We start from the raw sequence: 14,121 nt of genomic DNA on the forward strand, positions 1-14,121 counted from the left end.
CCCAAATTGTATGACCGACCTTGAATTCATGGACCGCGCCGAGCGCCTGTTGCTCGCTGTCGAACAGGCTTGCGACCGCATCAACGACACCACCGACGCCGACCTGGACGCGCAGCGCAACGGTGGCGTCGTCACCATCACCTTTGCCAACCGCAGCCAGATCGTTATCAACTGGCAAAAACCGCTGCACGAGGTCTGGATGGCCGCACGCGCCGGTGGCTTTCACTACCGTTTCGACGGCGCCCAGTGGTGCGACACCAAGGGCGCGGGCGAATTTTTTGCCCACCTTGGCCGCTGCGCCAGCGAACAGGCCGGGCAGGCGTTGCAGTTCAGTGCTTGATGCTATCAATTTAATAGCTGCTAGCGCTTGACTGGTGCGCGCTAGCACCTGTTTTGGCTTGTAATTCTCAATTGCGGAATAGGTCAAGAATCTTGTTGCGCTCCTCGGGCGCAGGCGCTGCGGGCGGCTCGGTGGCGCCGCCAGCGCCTGTGGGCGCTGCGTCCAGGCCCAGGCTGGTGACGCCGGCGTTGCGCGCAAACTCCTCAAACACCCAATCGCCGCCGGCCTGCACCACGCCCGGGGGCACGGCGGGCTCGGTCACGGGCACACCCTGCAGCGCCTTGGCCATGAAGCTGATCCACACCGGCAGGCTCAGGCCGCCGCCGGTTTCGCGGCTGCCCAGGTTGCGCGGTTGGTCGTAGCCTATCCAGGTGATGGCGGTGACGGTGGGCTGAAAACCAGCGAACCAGGCATCCATCTGGTCGTTGGTGGTGCCGGTCTTGCCGTACAGATCGGGCCGCTTGAGCGTGGCCTGGGCGCGGGCGGCAGTGCCGGCGCGGGTCACCTCTTGCAGCAGGCTGTCCATGATGAAGGCGTTGCGTGCGTCAATGGCGCGCGGCTGCTGCTCCAGGGGCGGCGGGGTGAATTCGGACAGCACCTGACCTTTGTTGTCCGTGATTTTGGTGATGAGCCAGGGGCTGACGCGGTGCCCACCGTTGGCAAACACCGAGTAGGCCACCGCCATCTGCATCGGCGTGACCGAGCCCGCGCCCAGTGCCATGGTCAGGTAGGCGGGGTGCTTGTCGGCGTCAAAGCCAAAGCGCGTGACCCATTCCTGCGCCGTCTTGGGGCCCACGGCCTGCAGCAGGCGGATGGAGATCATGTTCTTGGACTTGGCCAGGCCGGTGCGCATGGACATCGGGCCGTCGTACTTGCCGTCGTAGTTCTTGGGCTCCCAGGCCTGGCCGCCGGTGGTGCCGGCGTCAAAGTGCAGCGGGGCGTCGTTGATGACGGTGGCCGGAGTGAAACCCTTTTCCAGGGCAGCGGAGTAGATGAAGGGCTTGAAGCTCGATCCCGGCTGGCGCCAGGCCTGGGTGACGTGGTTGAATTTGTTTTTGTCAAAGTCAAAGCCACCGACCAAAGAGCGGATGGCGCCGTCGCGCGGGTCGATGGCCACCAGGGCGCCTTCGACCTGGGGCAGCTGCGTCAGCTCGTAACCGCCCTTGGCCAGCTTGGCGATGCGCACCACGGCGCCGGGACGCAGGCGGATATTGGGCGGCGCTTTGTCGCTCAGACCCGATTGCACGGGCTTCAAGCCCTCGCCGGTGATTTCTATGGGGTCGCCGTCAGCGCGTGTCAGCACTACTTTGCGCGGGGTCGCTTCGAGTACCACGGCGGCGAGCAGGTCGCCGTTGTCCGGGTGTTGGGCCAGAACCTCGTCGATGGCCTCGTCGCGGGCATCGGCCGCGCTCGGCAGGGTGATGAACTGCTCCGGGCCCCGGTAATGCTGGCGCCGTTCGTAGTCCATGATGCCCCGGCGCAGCGCCTGGTAGGCCACGTCTTGCTCGCCCGCGTTGAGCGTGGTGTAAACGTTCAGGCCGCGCGTGTAGGCTTCGTTGCCGTACTGCGAGAACACCATCTGGCGCGCCATCTCGGCCACATATTCGGCGTGCACGCGCGTGTTGCTGGCGTTGGCCGCGCGGATCTTGAGGTGCTCTTGCTTGGCCTGCTGCGCCTGCTGCGCCGTGATGTAGCCGTTCTCCTCCATGCGCTCGATGATGTAGAGCTGGCGCACGCGGGCGCGCTTGGGGTTGCTGATGGGGTTGTAGGCTGACGGCGCCTTGGGCAGGCCGGCGAGCATGGCCGCCTCGGCGATGGTGATGTCCTTGAGCGGCTTGCCGTAGTAAGCCTCGGAGGCGGCGGCAAAGCCGTAGGCGCGATTGCCCAGGAAAATCTGATTCATATAAATCTCAAGAATCTGATTTTTTGTGAGCAAGTGTTCTAATTTGAAAGTCAGTAAGATTTCGTAAATCTTCCGGGAAAAAGTTTTCTCGGATGACAAATACACATTGCGCGCTACTTGCATGGTAATGGTCGAGGCGCCCTGGCTTTTGACCTTTCCCAGGTTTGCCAGCGCCGCACGCACCAGGCCCTTGTAGTCCACGCCGCCATGCTGGAAGAAGCGAGCATCCTCGATGGCCAGTACCGCGTCCTGCATCACCTGCGGGATCTCGGAGATGGGCGTGAGCGTGCGCCGCTCCTCGCCAAATTCGCCCAGCAGCGCGCCTTCGCTGGAGTACACGCGCATGGGCAGCTTGGGGCGGTAGTCGGCCAAATCCGACACATCGGGCAAATTCGGATATGCCATCGCCAGCGCTACGGCGATAGTCAGGGCCAGGGCAATGGCCCCCGCCGCTGCCAGGCCGAACAGCCACAGCAGCAGCTTGAGCGCAAAGCGCAGCCACGAGAAGCCCCCGCTGGTACGGGTGGCGGTGTTTTTTTCATTCGGCTCGGAGGTGGGCATGAAGCGCAGGCAGGGCTCTGGACGAGCCTCTGGGCAAGGTTGGAGCGGGCATTATAAAAATCTGCCCTCCCAGCCCGCCGGGCAGGGGCTTGGAAGGTGGTGCTGGCGGTGCCGGCGTGTGGTTTTGGCAACGCCAGGGGTGAAAAGCGGTGTTTTTCCCGGTTTCAATCTCTTTCGAGGCGAACGGGCTAGCTGCTAGTATCGTTGCCAAGTAATAAACAGCTTTGCGCGCCCGGCGTGCAATCCATCGTACACATCGGAGGGACTCCATCTTGATTTCACTGGAGACTTTGTTCAGTCGCCAGCCTGCCCCCTTGTTGGGTATCGACATCAGTTCGTCGAGCGTCAAGCTGGTCGAACTCGGGCGCGATAAGGCAGGTGCACTGGTCCTCGAGCGCTGCGCCATCGAGCCGCTTGAACGCGGCTGGATCACCGACGGCAACATTGAAAAATTCGACGAGGTCGCAGAGGCCGTGCGGCGCCTGGTCAAAAAAAGCGGCACGCGCACCAAGAACGTGGCCCTGGCGCTGCCGCCATCGGCCGTCATCACCAAGCGCATTTCTCTGCCCGGTGGCATGAGCGACCAGGAGCTGGAGGTGCAGGTCGAGTCCGAGGCCAACCAGTACATCCCGTTCTCGCTCGAAGAAGTGAGCCTGGATTTTTGCGTCGTCGGCCCCACCAAAAGCTCCCCGGGTGACGTGGACGTGCTCATTGCCGCCTCGCGCCGCGAGAAGGTGCAAGACCGCCAAGGCCTGGCCGAGGCGGCGGGCTTGAAGCCCGTGATCGTCGATATCGAATCCAACGCCTCGCGCCTGGCCGCTGGCCGCCTGATTGAAGCCCTGCCGAAAAAAGGCGTCGATGCCCTGGTGGCCTTGTTTGAAGTGGGCGCCCTGACCACCAGTATGCAGGTCATGCGCAACGATGAGGTGCTCTACGACCGCGACCAAGCTTTTGGCGGTGCCCAGCTGACCCAGCTCATCGTGCGCCAATACGGCTTTTCTGTAGAAGAAGCTGAAACCAAGAAACGCAGCGGCGAGCTGCCCGAGGACTACCAGTCGGCCGTGCTGCGCCCGTTCGTGGACAGCATGGCGCAAGAAATTGGCCGTGCGCTGCAGTTTTTCTTCACCAGCACGCCGCACAACCGGGTCGATCACATCATGCTCGCTGGCGGTTCGGCGCCCCTGGCCGGCCTGCCCGAAGCCGTGACGCAGCAAACAGGCTTTGCCTGCAGCCTGATCAATCCGTTTGACGGTATGGAAATTGGCGGTGCGGTGCGTTTGAAGAAGATGGTGCGTGAAGCGCCGTCCTACCTCACCTCCTGCGGCCTGGCCATGCGGAGGTTCCTGCAGTGATACTCATCAACTTATTGCCGCACCGCGAGGCGGCACGCAAGCGCCGCAAAGATGCTTACCAGGTCGCTATGGGCATCTCCTTCCTGGTGGGCCTGCTCATTGCCGGTGCGATCTATACCTGGTTCCAGGGCATGATCGAAACCCAGCGTGAGCGCAACGCCTTTCTCACCACTGAAATCAAGGTGCTGGAAAACCAGATCAAGGAAATTGCCACCATCGAAGACGAAATTGCCGCCCTGCGCGCGCGCCAGAAAGCGGTGGAAGACCTGCAGGCTGACCGCAACCTGCCGGTGCACATGCTCAACGAGCTGGTCAAGCAACTGCCCGACGGCGTTTACATCACCAGCCTTAAGCAGGCCGATCAGGTCGTCACCATGACCGGCATGGCGCAGTCCAACGAACGCGTCTCCGAAATGCTGCGCAACCTGGCCGACAACACGCCCTGGATTTCCAAACCCGAGCTGGTTGAGATCGTCGCCGCCCAGGTGGCTTTGACCGCACGCGACCAGCGCCGCGTGGCCTCGTTCAACCTGCGTTTTCGTCTGACGCGCCCCGGTGACGCCCAAAAGGCCGAGGGCGACAAGGGCGCTGCGGCTGCCAAGTAGGTGACACATGGCCCAAAAAAATAAAACTCCGTCGATCGACATGGCGCAGCTGCAACTGCAGTTGCAAAAGCAATTTACCAATCTCGATCCCAAAGACCCCTCGCTCTGGCCCCTGCTGCCGCGCGTGTTGCTGTGCGCGTTTATCGCTGTGGCCGTGGCTGTGGCACTGTGGTTCGCCTGGCTGACCGACTATGAGGTCGAGCTCGAAGCCGCGCGCGCTGAAGAGGTCACGTTGCGCCAGGATTACGAGAAAAAGCTCATCAAGGCGGTCAGCCTGGATTTGCTCAAGAAGCAGCGTGAACAGGTGCAGCAGTACGTGATCCAGCTGGAAAAGCAGCTGCCCAGCAAGGCCGAGATGGCGGCGCTCCTGTCCGACATCAACCAGGCCGGCCTGGGCCGCAGCCTGCAGTTTGAACTGTTCCGCCCCGGCCAGGTGGTGGTGCGCGACTACTATGCCGAACTGCCGATTGCCGTGCGCGTGACAGGCAAATACCACGACATCGGTTCTTTCGCCGCCGACATCGCCCACCTCTCGCGCATCGTCACGCTCAATAACATTTCGCTGGCGCCCGCCAACAAAGACAGTGCCGGCGTTTTGACCCTGGATACCACGGCGCGCACCTTCCGCTACCTCGATCCTGAAGAGATCCAGGCACAGCGCAAAGCCACAGAAGGGAAGAAGAAATGAGCCGCCTCTTGAAATGCACCGCCCTGCTATGCGCAGCAGTGGCACTGGCGGCCTGCGGCAGCAGTGATGAAGACGAGCTGCGCCAATGGATGCAGGAGCAACGCGCCAATGCGCGTCCGCGCATCATCCCCATCGAAGAGCCCAAGGAATTCAAACCGCAGGACTACCTGGGCAGCGGCGATGCTGATCCCTACAGCCCGCAGCGCCTGACTTTGGCTTTGCGTCGCGATTCGAGCCAAGTGGCATCCAACGCCGCCCTGATCGCGCCCGAACTTGCGCGGCGCAAGGAGCCGCTGGAGGCCTTCCCCATCGACGCCATGACCATGGTCGGCTACCTGGTCAAGGCCGATGGGCCCACCGCCTTGCTCAAGGTCGATAACCTGATCTACCCGGTAAAACGCGGCAACTACCTCGGTTTGAATTACGGAAAAATCGCCAAGATCACCGAAACCGCGATTGAACTGCGGGAAATCGTGCAGGACTCCACCGGAGACTGGATAGAACGCCACACCACGCTGGACCTACAAGAAGGTAAGCAAGAGGGGAAAAAATGATGAACACAACGACGACTCCAAAGTTCAAGCGCTGCCTGGCGGTGCTGGGCTGGCTGGCCGCCAGTGGCCTGCCTTTGTCCGCCCTGGCGCAAAACGCCATTCAATCCATCACCGGCGCTCTGCAGGGCGGGGCCGAGGTCATCAAAATCGACCTGGCCGAGCCCCTGAGCAGCCTGCCCACCGGCTTTGCCATCCAGTCGCCGGCGCGTATCGCCATCGACCTGCCGGGGGCCACCAACGGCGTGGGGCGCAACCTGGTCGATATCAACCAGGGCAACCTCAAAACCGTGAACATCGTGCAGGCCGGTGAGCGCGCCCGCTTGGTGCTCAACCTCAAGCAGCCCACCTCCTACAAAGCCGAGCTGCAAGGCAAGTCCTTGTTCATTACGCTCGACCCCGTGGCTGCCGGCACCGTGCCCGTCGCCGCCAAGGTGAATACCGTGTTTGCCCCCGACGCCAACACCGAGACCCTGCCGCTGCGCGATATCGACTTCCGCCGCGCCCCCGATGGTGCGGGCCGCATCGTCGTCAACCTGGCCAACAGCCAAGTCGGCGTCGATCTGCGCCAGCAGGGCAAGAGCCTGGTGGCCGAATTCCTGCACACCTCCTTGCCTGAAGGGCTGCGCCGCAAGCTCGACGTCTCTGACTTCGGTACCCCGGTGCAAATGGTCACCACCACCCAGCAGGGCGATCGCGTGCGGATGCAAATCGACCCCACCGGCGAATGGGAGCACAACGCCTACCAAAGCGACACCCAATTCGTCATCGAGGTGCGCCAGAAGAAGCAAGACCTGAGCAAACTCACCCAGGGCCCGGGCTTTTCGGGGGAGAAACTCTCGCTGAACTTCCAAAACATCGAAGTGCGCTCGCTGTTGCAGGTGATTGCCGACTTCACCAACTTCAACATCGTCACCTCCGACACCGTCACCGGCTCGCTCACCCTGCGCCTCAAAGATGTGCCCTGGGACCAGGCGCTGCAAATCGTCATGGACTCCAAGGGCCTGGGAATGCGCAAGACCGGCTCCGTGCTCTGGATCGCGCCCAAGGACGAGATCGATGCCCGCACGAAGAAAGACTACGAAGCCGCGCAGACCATCGAAAAATTGGAGCCGCTCAAAACCCAGGCGTACCAGATGAACTACGCCAAGGCGACGGAAATGGTCAAGCAACTGACCACCAACCAGAACGCCACGGCCGGTGGTGGCGCTTCCACCGGCACCACGGCCACGCGTTTCCTGACCGAGCGTGGCTCCGCCATTGCCGAGCCGCGCACCAACCAGCTGTTCGTCACCGACACCCCGAGCAAGCTCGAAGAAGTGAAGGCGCTGCTGGCCAAGCTCGATATTCCTATCCGCCAGGTGCTGATCGAGGCGCGCATTGTCGAAGCCCGCGACACCTTTGGCCGCTCGCTGGGCGTGCGCCTGGGCGCCACCGACCTGCGCGCCAACCGGGGCGGTGATGGTGGCTACGGCATTGGCGGCGGCAACCGCGTCGCCTGGGGTACCGACTACAGCAACGCCGTCAGCTCCAGTGGCGCTGGGGGCACGACCAATACCAGCGGCAACTTCGTCAACCTGCCGGCCAAGGTCAGCGGTGTGGACAGCGTGGGCTCATTCGCTCTGTCGATCTTCAACACCGCCGCCAACCGTTTCCTAACGCTCGAACTCTCGGCCATGGAAGCCGACGGCAAGGGCCGCGTCATCTCCAGCCCGCGCCTGATCACAGCCGACCAGACCAAAGCCTTGATCGAGCAGGGTAACGAGTTCCCGACCCAGGTCGCAGACGCCATGGGCGCCTACAAGATCGAGTGGAAAAAAGCCGTCTTGAAGCTGGAGGTGACGCCACAGATCACCCCCGAAGGCAACATCATCATGGACTTGGACATCAGCCGCGACAACCGGGGCGAGACCACGCCCTGGGGTATTTCTATCAATACTCGTCATGTGCGTACGCAGGTGCTGGTGGAAAACGGTGGCACGGTGGCGATTGGTGGTATTTTTGAAATGGAAGAATCCAATCAGGAAAACAAAGTGCCAGTGCTGGGAGATATTCCGGTGATGGGCAACCTTTTCAAGAGCCGTTCGCGGGATTCGGAAAAGCGTGAGTTGCTGATTTTTGTGACGCCGAAGGTTATTTCTGAACGTGCGGCTTCTAACTAATTTGTCAAGTGGAGTGAAAATGAATAAAGTACTCAATGGGATGGCCTTGCTGGCATTGGCAGGACTTTCTGCTTGTGGTGGTGGTGGTGGTAGTTCGGGGAGCGGTTCCGGTGGTGGTGCTGCGGCCGAATATGAAATAACACTCCGCGCTGATAAAGTGGTGTTGCCCGTAAACGTTGCTGGTGTAGGGCCAGGTAAGGGTGTTTATTCTCCCTATACTACTGTTTTATACGTTCAGGCAACTGTTGCTGGGCAGCCAATTCCTGGAGGGGTGGATATTTTTGGGTGCAATGTATCTGGTGGTCTGAATTCTGGTAGTCTTTATTATTTGGATGGCAATCCGGATCATGAGATTCAAGTGGATGATGGTCAAGGTGGGAAAATTTCTGTTCCTGGTGCCTATCGTTCTATTACTTTGGGTTCTAATGCTGGTGGTAATTCATTCCATTTCCATGCTGGCAATCAAGTCGGAACTTCTAGGGTAACCTGTGCTGTTACTGATCCGCGCGATAAGCAGCAAAAATCTGCAAGTATTGATATCACTGTCGGTGGGCCGACGGGTAAAGTTGCAAGCATTGAGGCTATTGCTGCATACAAATCGCTCGGTTCCCAGGGGAATTTGAATAATGTACCCACGGCATCTGCAATACAAGTGCAGGTGCGGGATGACTCGAATCAGCCTGTTTCTGCTGGGGGGGGGGCCAATCTTCAGGTTGGAATTGTTTCCGGTGCTGGGAGTTTGGGGGCAACTTTGTTGTCTTCCCAAAATCGTACCAGCGTTGCCTGGGTATCGACGGTGAATGGGGTTGGTACATTTTCGCTCTCTAGTGGTCAGAATGAGGGTGTTATTTTGTTGGAGATCAAGGCAGATCGTTTTGATAATGACGTAACCAACGGCCTTCAAGATCCGGTGGTGTCGTATTTGGCTGTGCCAGTCTCCAATGGCGCGGTGACGGCGCCAACTATTGATCCGGTGGTTTTGGTGGATGTGGCAACGCCAGATGCTGCAAACGGCATACCTTATGCTTATGCTTTGAGCGCTAAGGGTGGCGTGGCTCCGTATACTTGGGTCTCTTTGGGGGGATTGCCTAATGGTTTGAGTTTGAGCTCTTCTGGCGTTATCAGCGGTACGCCTAGTGTCACCTTGCCAGGTGCTTATAACGTATCGTTCCGTGTGACGGATAACCGAGGAACTTCTTTGACTGGTAATGCAACAATTAAGGTTGATGTTACGCCAGGCATTGATCCGCTGCTCCAGCCGCCGTTGGCAATTAATCTTTCTGGTTGTGGTTCGGATGTGAATGCAGCCTGTGCTATTACTATTGCTAATCCGACGGCGCCGTTTCCGGAATTTTTCTATCAACGTGTATTGTCGGTATCTGGTCCTGGTACAGGGCTTGCTTCGTGGGCGGTAATTCAAAATCCATCATGGGTTACTATGGATCCGCTGGGAATATTGTTCGTGCGATCGTCGGATGCTACGACGTCTCCTGCCTTGATGGATTGCACTAGCGATGCGTTCTTTATTCGAGCAACGCGTGGTGGTCAAACAACGATGCGCAAGGTTAAGTTTGTGATTGGTTCTGGCGCAGGTGTTTGTAAGTTCTAATATGTATCGATAAAACTTCTATGACTTCATCCCCGGCCCCGCCGGGGATTTTTTCATTCTTTCTCCCCATGATCGTCCTCGTAGGTATGCCCGGTTGTGGCAAATCGACCATTGGCCGGCATCTGGCGCGCCGGCTGGGTCAGGAATTTGGTGATTCGGATGCGGTCATCGAGCAGCGCCTGGGCTGCAGCATCCGCAGTTACTTCGACCGTGAGGGCGAAGAGGCTTTTCGTGATGTCGAACAGGCCGTGCTGGCTGAGTTGTTGGCCCAGGGCGCCATGGGCGTGCTTGCCACCGGCGGTGGCGCCGTGCTGCGCGCGGCCAACCGCGCGGCGTTGCGCCAGGTGGCGCAGGTGGTGTACCTGCGGGCGACACCGGAGGAGATTTTTCGCCGCATCAAGCACGACCAGCGCCGGCCGCTGCTGCAGGTGGCCAACCCGCTGCAGCGCCTGCGCGAGTTGTTTGCGCAGCGCGATCCGCTGTACCGCGAGGTGGCGCACAGCACCGTCGATGCCGGCCACGGCACGGCGCAGATGGTGGTCAACCTGATTGCCATGCAGCTCGAACAGGCACAATGGGCCGCCGGCGCTGCGCCTGCCACGCCGGCATCACCGTAACCCCTGTTTGGGCCTGCCCCTTTTTCTCCCATGCCCCGCCTTTTGCACAGCGTTTCGATCGACCTGGGCGCGCGCAGCTACCGCATTGCCATTGGCAGCGGCCTGCTGGCCGACCCTGCCACCTACGACGGCCTGCCCGCTGCGCGCAGCGCCGTCATCGTCAGCAACACCACTGTTGCGCCCCTGTATGCGGCGCAGCTGCGCGCCGCCCTGGCCGGGCGCTTTGCGCACATTCACGAGGTGCAGCTGCCCGATGGCGAGGAATTCAAGAACTGGCAGACCCTGCAGCAGATTTTTGATGCCCTGCTGGCGCAGGAATGCGACCGCAAGACCGTGCTCTTTGCCCTGGGCGGCGGCGTGGTGGGCGACATGACCGGCTTTGCCGCCGCCAGCTACATGCGCGGCGTGCCCTTTGTGCAGGTGCCGACGACGCTGCTGGCGCAGGTTGATTCCTCGGTTGGCGGCAAAACCGCCATCAACCACCCGCTGGGCAAGAACATGATCGGTGCCTTTTACCAGCCGCAGCAGGTGGTGTGCGACCTGGACGTGCTCGCCAGCCTGCCGCCGCGCGAGTTCAGCGCCGGCCTGGCCGAAGTCATCAAATACGGCCCGATCGCCGACATGGCGTTTTTTGACTGGCTGGAGCAGCACATGGATGCGCTCATGGCGCGCGACGGCGCCGCCCTGGCCCATGCCGTGCGCCGCAGCTGCGAGATCAAGGCCGAGGTCGTCGGCCAGGACGAGCGCGAAACCGGCCTGCGCGCCATCCTCAACTTCGGCCACACCTTCGGCCACGCCATCGAGGCCGGCATGGGCTACGGCGCCTGGCTGCACGGCGAGGGCGTGGGCGCGGGCATGGTGATGGCGGCCGCGCTGTCGCAGCAGCTCGGGCTGGTTGATGCGGCCTTTGTGCAGCGCCTCACGGCCTTGGTGCAGCGCGCCGGCCTGCCGGTGCGCGCGCCGCAGCTCGACGCCCAGGACAACGCCGGGCGCTACCTGCAGCTCATGCGCGTGGACAAAAAGGCCGAGGCGGGCGAGATCCGCTTCATCGTCATCGACGGCCCGGGCCGCGCCGCCCTGCGCAGCGCCCCCGACGCCCTGGTGCGGGCCGTGATCGACGCCTGTTGTGCTGCATAAATGATAGCTGCTTGCGCTTGCTGGATAAGCGCTGGAGCCTGATTTGACCACTATTTTTGCCCCCTACGCCTGCGACCCGGCGCGCACCCGGGGGCGGCGCCACCCCGAGCCCGCTGCGCCCACGCGCAGCGACTACCAGCGCGACCGCGACCGCATCGTGCACAGCACGGCGTTCCGGCGCCTGGTGTACAAGACCCAGGTGTTCCTCAACCACGAGGGCGACCTGTTTCGCACCCGGCTGACGCATTCGCTGGAGGTGGCGCAGCTCGCGCGCTCGATTGCGCGCACCCTGCAGCTCAATGAAGACCTGGTCGAGGCCATCTCCCTGGCGCACGACCTGGGCCACACGCCGTTTGGCCACGCCGGGCAGGACGCGCTCAACGCCTGCATGGCCGACTTTGGCGGCTTCGAGCACAACCTGCAAAGCCTGCGCGTGGTCGATGTGCTGGAGGAGCGCTACCCGGCGTTCGACGGCCTGAACCTCACCTTTGAAACCCGCGAAGGCATCTTGAAGCACTGCGCCCGCGCCAACGCCGAGCGCCTGCAGGCGCGCGAGCCCGGTGGCGTTGGCGCGCGCTTTTTGCTCGGCCAGCGCCCGAGCCTGGAAGCGCAGCTGTGCAACCTGGCCGACGAGATCGCCTACAACGCGCACGACATCGACGACGGCGTGCGCTCGGGCCTGCTCACCCTGGCGCAGCTGCAGGACGTGCCGCTGTTTGCGCGCTACCGCGCCCAGGCCCAGGCCGAGCACCCGGCGCTGGCGCAGGCGCCGCGCCGCCTGCTGTACGAGGCCATCCGGCGGATGCTCAGCGACCAGGTGTACGACGTCATCGCCGCCACCCGCGCCGCGCTCGCCGCCGCCCGTCCTGCCGATGTGGATGCGGTGCGCGCCGCCCCGGCGCTGGTGCAGTTCAGCCCCGAGATGCGCGCCCAATCCCTGGCGCTCAAGCGCTTTTTGTTCCAGAACCTGTACCGCCACCCCCAGGTCATGGCGACCACGGCCTGCGCGCAGCAGGTGGTGCGCGAATTGTTTGCCGCCTACCAGGCCGATCCGGCGCAGATGAAGCCGGCCTACGCCGCCCGTGCCCAGGCCAGCCGCAGCGCTGCCGGCCATGCCCGCGTGGTGGCCGACTTCATCGCCGGCATGACCGACCGCTACGCCGCACGCGAGCACGCGCGTCTGACGGGTCAGACGCTGGACTGGGGCGGCAGCGGCGGGTAGCAGCACCAGGCGCCGAATGCCGGCGCCGGCAGCGTCCAGTCCTGCGCCTGCGGCAGCTGCCCGGGGGCGGCGCTGCGCAGCCAGGCCAGGCAGCGCGCCACGCCGGCATGGCTGATCCAGACCGCTGGCGTGGGTGTGGCCGCCAGTGCCTGCTGCACCCGCACCAGCATGGCCGCCAGGGCCTCGCCGCCGCCGGGGCGGTAGTGGGCCAGGTCGGCCGCCCAGGCGTCAAGCTCGGTGCGTGGCACGGCGCTCCAGGGTTGGCCCTCCCAGCGGCCAAAGTCCAGCTCCTGCAAGCGCGGCTCGGTTTTGTAGGCCAAATCGGGCCGCAGCGCTTGCAGGGCCAGCGCGAGCTGCTCACATCTTTGTAGCGGCGATGTGTACACCGGCAGCCGCTGCGGCAGCACCTGCGCCAGGGCCTGGGCGGCGCTGGCGGTGGCAGCGGGGCAGGCCGCCAGATCGAGCCGGCCATAGCAGCGGCCGGCCGCGTCCAGCGGCTGGGCGTGGCGCACCAGCCACAAAGCCATCAGGCCACCTGCTGCGCCAGGCCCAGCGCCAGGGCGGCGCCGAGGTAAAAACCAATTTCCCCCACCTGCTGCGCGGCCCCCAGGCAATCGCCCGTAAAGCCCTGCAGACGGCGTGCGCACAGGCGCTGCACCCGCCAGGCGGCGAACGCGCTGCACAGCACAGTTACTATTAAAAACAGAGCGCCTTGCGCTTGCCAGACAAGCCCTAGCGCCGGAATGCACCACAGGCCGGCGGCGGCCAGGGCGGCGGCGCTGATCTGGTCGGCCAGCGGCTTGCTTTTGGAGCGGGCGCTGTCGCCCACATGGGGCAGGCTGCGGATGATGAAGAGCGGCCAAAAGCGCGAGAGCACCTGGCCGCCGGCCAGCGCCGCCAGCGCCGCGCCCAGGCTGTGCGCGCCCAGCAGCGCCAGCAGCAGGCATTTGGCCAGCAGCGCCAGCACCAGGGCCATGCTGCCGTAGGCGCCGATGCGCGAGTCCTTCATGATGTCGAGCGCGCGCGCGGCATCGGCGCTGCCGCCCAGGCCATCGGCCATGTCGGCCAGGCCGTCTTCGTGAAAGCCGCCGGTCAGCAGCACCGTGGCGATGGTGCCGCCCACCGCCGCCACCGCGCTGGCCCAGGGGCTGTAGGCCAGCGCCAGCGCCAGCACGCCATAGCTGGCGCAGGCGGCCAGCGCCACCAGCACCCCGACGCCGGGGAAATGCGCACCGCTGGCGCGCAGCATGGCCGGGCTGTAGCCCACCCAGGCCGCCAGCCGCCCGGTGACGGGGATGCGGGTGAAAAACTGCACCGCCAGCAGGTAGTGGCGCAGGGCTTGCTGCAGGGCTTGCATACTCTTGTTTTGATAGC

Annotated in this window: 13 protein-coding genes; 10 read left to right on the forward strand and 3 right to left on the reverse strand. The window is 63.0% G+C overall.

What is annotated here, in order from left to right:
* The first annotated feature begins 10 nt into the window (after positions 1-10).
* Entirely contained in the window at positions 11-340 is a 330-nt protein-coding gene (gene cyaY / locus G7045_RS01630) for an iron donor protein CyaY (protein ID WP_166156385.1), read from the forward strand.
* Between the two features lie 67 nt (positions 341-407).
* On the opposite strand, the gene G7045_RS01635 is transcribed toward cyaY, so the two are convergent.
* Positions 408-2,804 carry a penicillin-binding protein 1A gene (locus tag G7045_RS01635; protein ID WP_166156387.1) on the reverse strand — a complete coding sequence of 799 codons (2,397 nt, stop codon included), beginning with the start codon at positions 2,802-2,804 and terminating at the stop codon, positions 408-410.
* Positions 2,805-3,076: 272 nt separating this feature from the next.
* Here G7045_RS01635 and G7045_RS01640 point away from each other — a divergent pair, with 272 nt between their 5' ends.
* From G7045_RS01640 to G7045_RS01680, 9 genes are all read left to right on the forward strand, one after another.
* Positions 3,077-4,156 carry a pilus assembly protein PilM gene (locus tag G7045_RS01640; protein WP_166156390.1) on the forward strand — a complete coding sequence of 360 codons (1,080 nt, stop codon included), beginning with the start codon at positions 3,077-3,079 and terminating at the stop codon, positions 4,154-4,156.
* On the forward strand, positions 4,153-4,761 hold the full coding sequence (locus G7045_RS01645; RefSeq protein WP_166156393.1) for a PilN domain-containing protein: 609 nt from the start codon (positions 4,153-4,155) through the stop codon (positions 4,759-4,761). Before G7045_RS01640 ends, G7045_RS01645 begins: the two co-directional genes overlap by 4 nt.
* 7 nt (positions 4,762-4,768) lie before the next feature.
* Complete coding sequence (locus tag G7045_RS01650; RefSeq protein WP_166156396.1) at positions 4,769-5,449, forward strand: type 4a pilus biogenesis protein PilO; 681 nt, start codon at positions 4,769-4,771, stop codon at positions 5,447-5,449.
* Positions 5,446-6,003 (forward strand): pilus assembly protein PilP, encoded by a 558-nt coding sequence (locus G7045_RS01655; protein ID WP_166156399.1) that lies wholly within the window; start codon positions 5,446-5,448, stop codon positions 6,001-6,003. Before G7045_RS01650 ends, G7045_RS01655 begins: the two co-directional genes overlap by 4 nt.
* Positions 6,000-8,162, forward strand: a complete 2,163-nt coding sequence (gene pilQ / locus G7045_RS01660; protein ID WP_166156402.1) for a type IV pilus secretin family protein — start codon at positions 6,000-6,002, stop codon at positions 8,160-8,162. The genes G7045_RS01655 and pilQ overlap by 4 nt, the downstream gene beginning before the upstream one ends.
* Before the next feature lie 19 nt (positions 8,163-8,181).
* Positions 8,182-9,771 (forward strand): Ig domain-containing protein, encoded by a 1,590-nt coding sequence (locus G7045_RS01665; RefSeq protein WP_166156405.1) that lies wholly within the window; start codon positions 8,182-8,184, stop codon positions 9,769-9,771.
* A gap of 68 nt (positions 9,772-9,839) precedes the next feature.
* Positions 9,840-10,388, forward strand: coding sequence for a shikimate kinase (locus G7045_RS01670; protein WP_166156408.1), 549 nt, complete (start codon positions 9,840-9,842; stop codon positions 10,386-10,388).
* Positions 10,389-10,418: 30 nt separating this feature from the next.
* Positions 10,419-11,525 carry a 3-dehydroquinate synthase gene (gene aroB / locus G7045_RS01675; RefSeq protein WP_166156411.1) on the forward strand — a complete coding sequence of 369 codons (1,107 nt, stop codon included), beginning with the start codon at positions 10,419-10,421 and terminating at the stop codon, positions 11,523-11,525.
* Positions 11,526-11,568: 43 nt separating this feature from the next.
* Positions 11,569-12,747 (forward strand): deoxyguanosinetriphosphate triphosphohydrolase, encoded by a 1,179-nt coding sequence (locus G7045_RS01680; protein ID WP_166156415.1) that lies wholly within the window; start codon positions 11,569-11,571, stop codon positions 12,745-12,747.
* On the opposite strand, the gene G7045_RS01685 is transcribed toward G7045_RS01680, so the two are convergent.
* Together G7045_RS01685 and G7045_RS01690 are read right to left on the reverse strand one after the other, a co-directional pair.
* Positions 12,714-13,274: a histidine phosphatase family protein gene (locus G7045_RS01685; protein WP_166156418.1), complete on the reverse strand. Its 561-nt coding sequence runs from the start codon at positions 13,272-13,274 to the stop codon at positions 12,714-12,716. The two genes, G7045_RS01680 and G7045_RS01685, sit on opposite strands and share 34 nt — an antisense overlap.
* Positions 13,274-14,104 carry an adenosylcobinamide-GDP ribazoletransferase gene (locus tag G7045_RS01690; RefSeq protein ID WP_166156421.1) on the reverse strand — a complete coding sequence of 277 codons (831 nt, stop codon included), beginning with the start codon at positions 14,102-14,104 and terminating at the stop codon, positions 13,274-13,276. Before G7045_RS01690 ends, G7045_RS01685 begins: the two co-directional genes overlap by 1 nt.
* Between the last annotated feature and the right edge of the window lie 17 nt (positions 14,105-14,121).

This window comes from Acidovorax sp. HDW3, from assembly GCF_011303755.1.
In the GTDB taxonomy this organism is placed as follows: domain Bacteria; phylum Pseudomonadota; class Gammaproteobacteria; order Burkholderiales; family Burkholderiaceae_C; genus Paenacidovorax.

Bases quoted from the DNA above. Each gene is read 5' to 3' on its own strand.
- aroB (WP_166156411.1), top strand. From the start codon at position 10,419: ATGCCCCGCCTTTTGCACAGCGTTTCGATCGACCTGGGCGCGCGCAGC.
- cyaY (WP_166156385.1), top strand. From the start codon at position 11: ATGACCGACCTTGAATTCATGGACCGCGCCGAGCGCCTGTTGCTCGCT.
- G7045_RS01685 (WP_166156418.1), bottom strand. From the start codon at position 13,274: ATGGCTTTGTGGCTGGTGCGCCACGCCCAGCCGCTGGACGCGGCCGGC.
- pilQ (WP_166156402.1), top strand. From the start codon at position 6,000: ATGATGAACACAACGACGACTCCAAAGTTCAAGCGCTGCCTGGCGGTG.
- G7045_RS01650 (WP_166156396.1), top strand. From the start codon at position 4,769: ATGGCCCAAAAAAATAAAACTCCGTCGATCGACATGGCGCAGCTGCAA.
- G7045_RS01670 (WP_166156408.1), top strand. From the start codon at position 9,840: ATGATCGTCCTCGTAGGTATGCCCGGTTGTGGCAAATCGACCATTGGC.
- G7045_RS01635 (WP_166156387.1), bottom strand. From the start codon at position 2,804: ATGCCCACCTCCGAGCCGAATGAAAAAAACACCGCCACCCGTACCAGC.
- G7045_RS01655 (WP_166156399.1), top strand. From the start codon at position 5,446: ATGAGCCGCCTCTTGAAATGCACCGCCCTGCTATGCGCAGCAGTGGCA.
- G7045_RS01665 (WP_166156405.1), top strand. From the start codon at position 8,182: ATGAATAAAGTACTCAATGGGATGGCCTTGCTGGCATTGGCAGGACTT.
- G7045_RS01690 (WP_166156421.1), bottom strand. From the start codon at position 14,104: ATGCAAGCCCTGCAGCAAGCCCTGCGCCACTACCTGCTGGCGGTGCAG.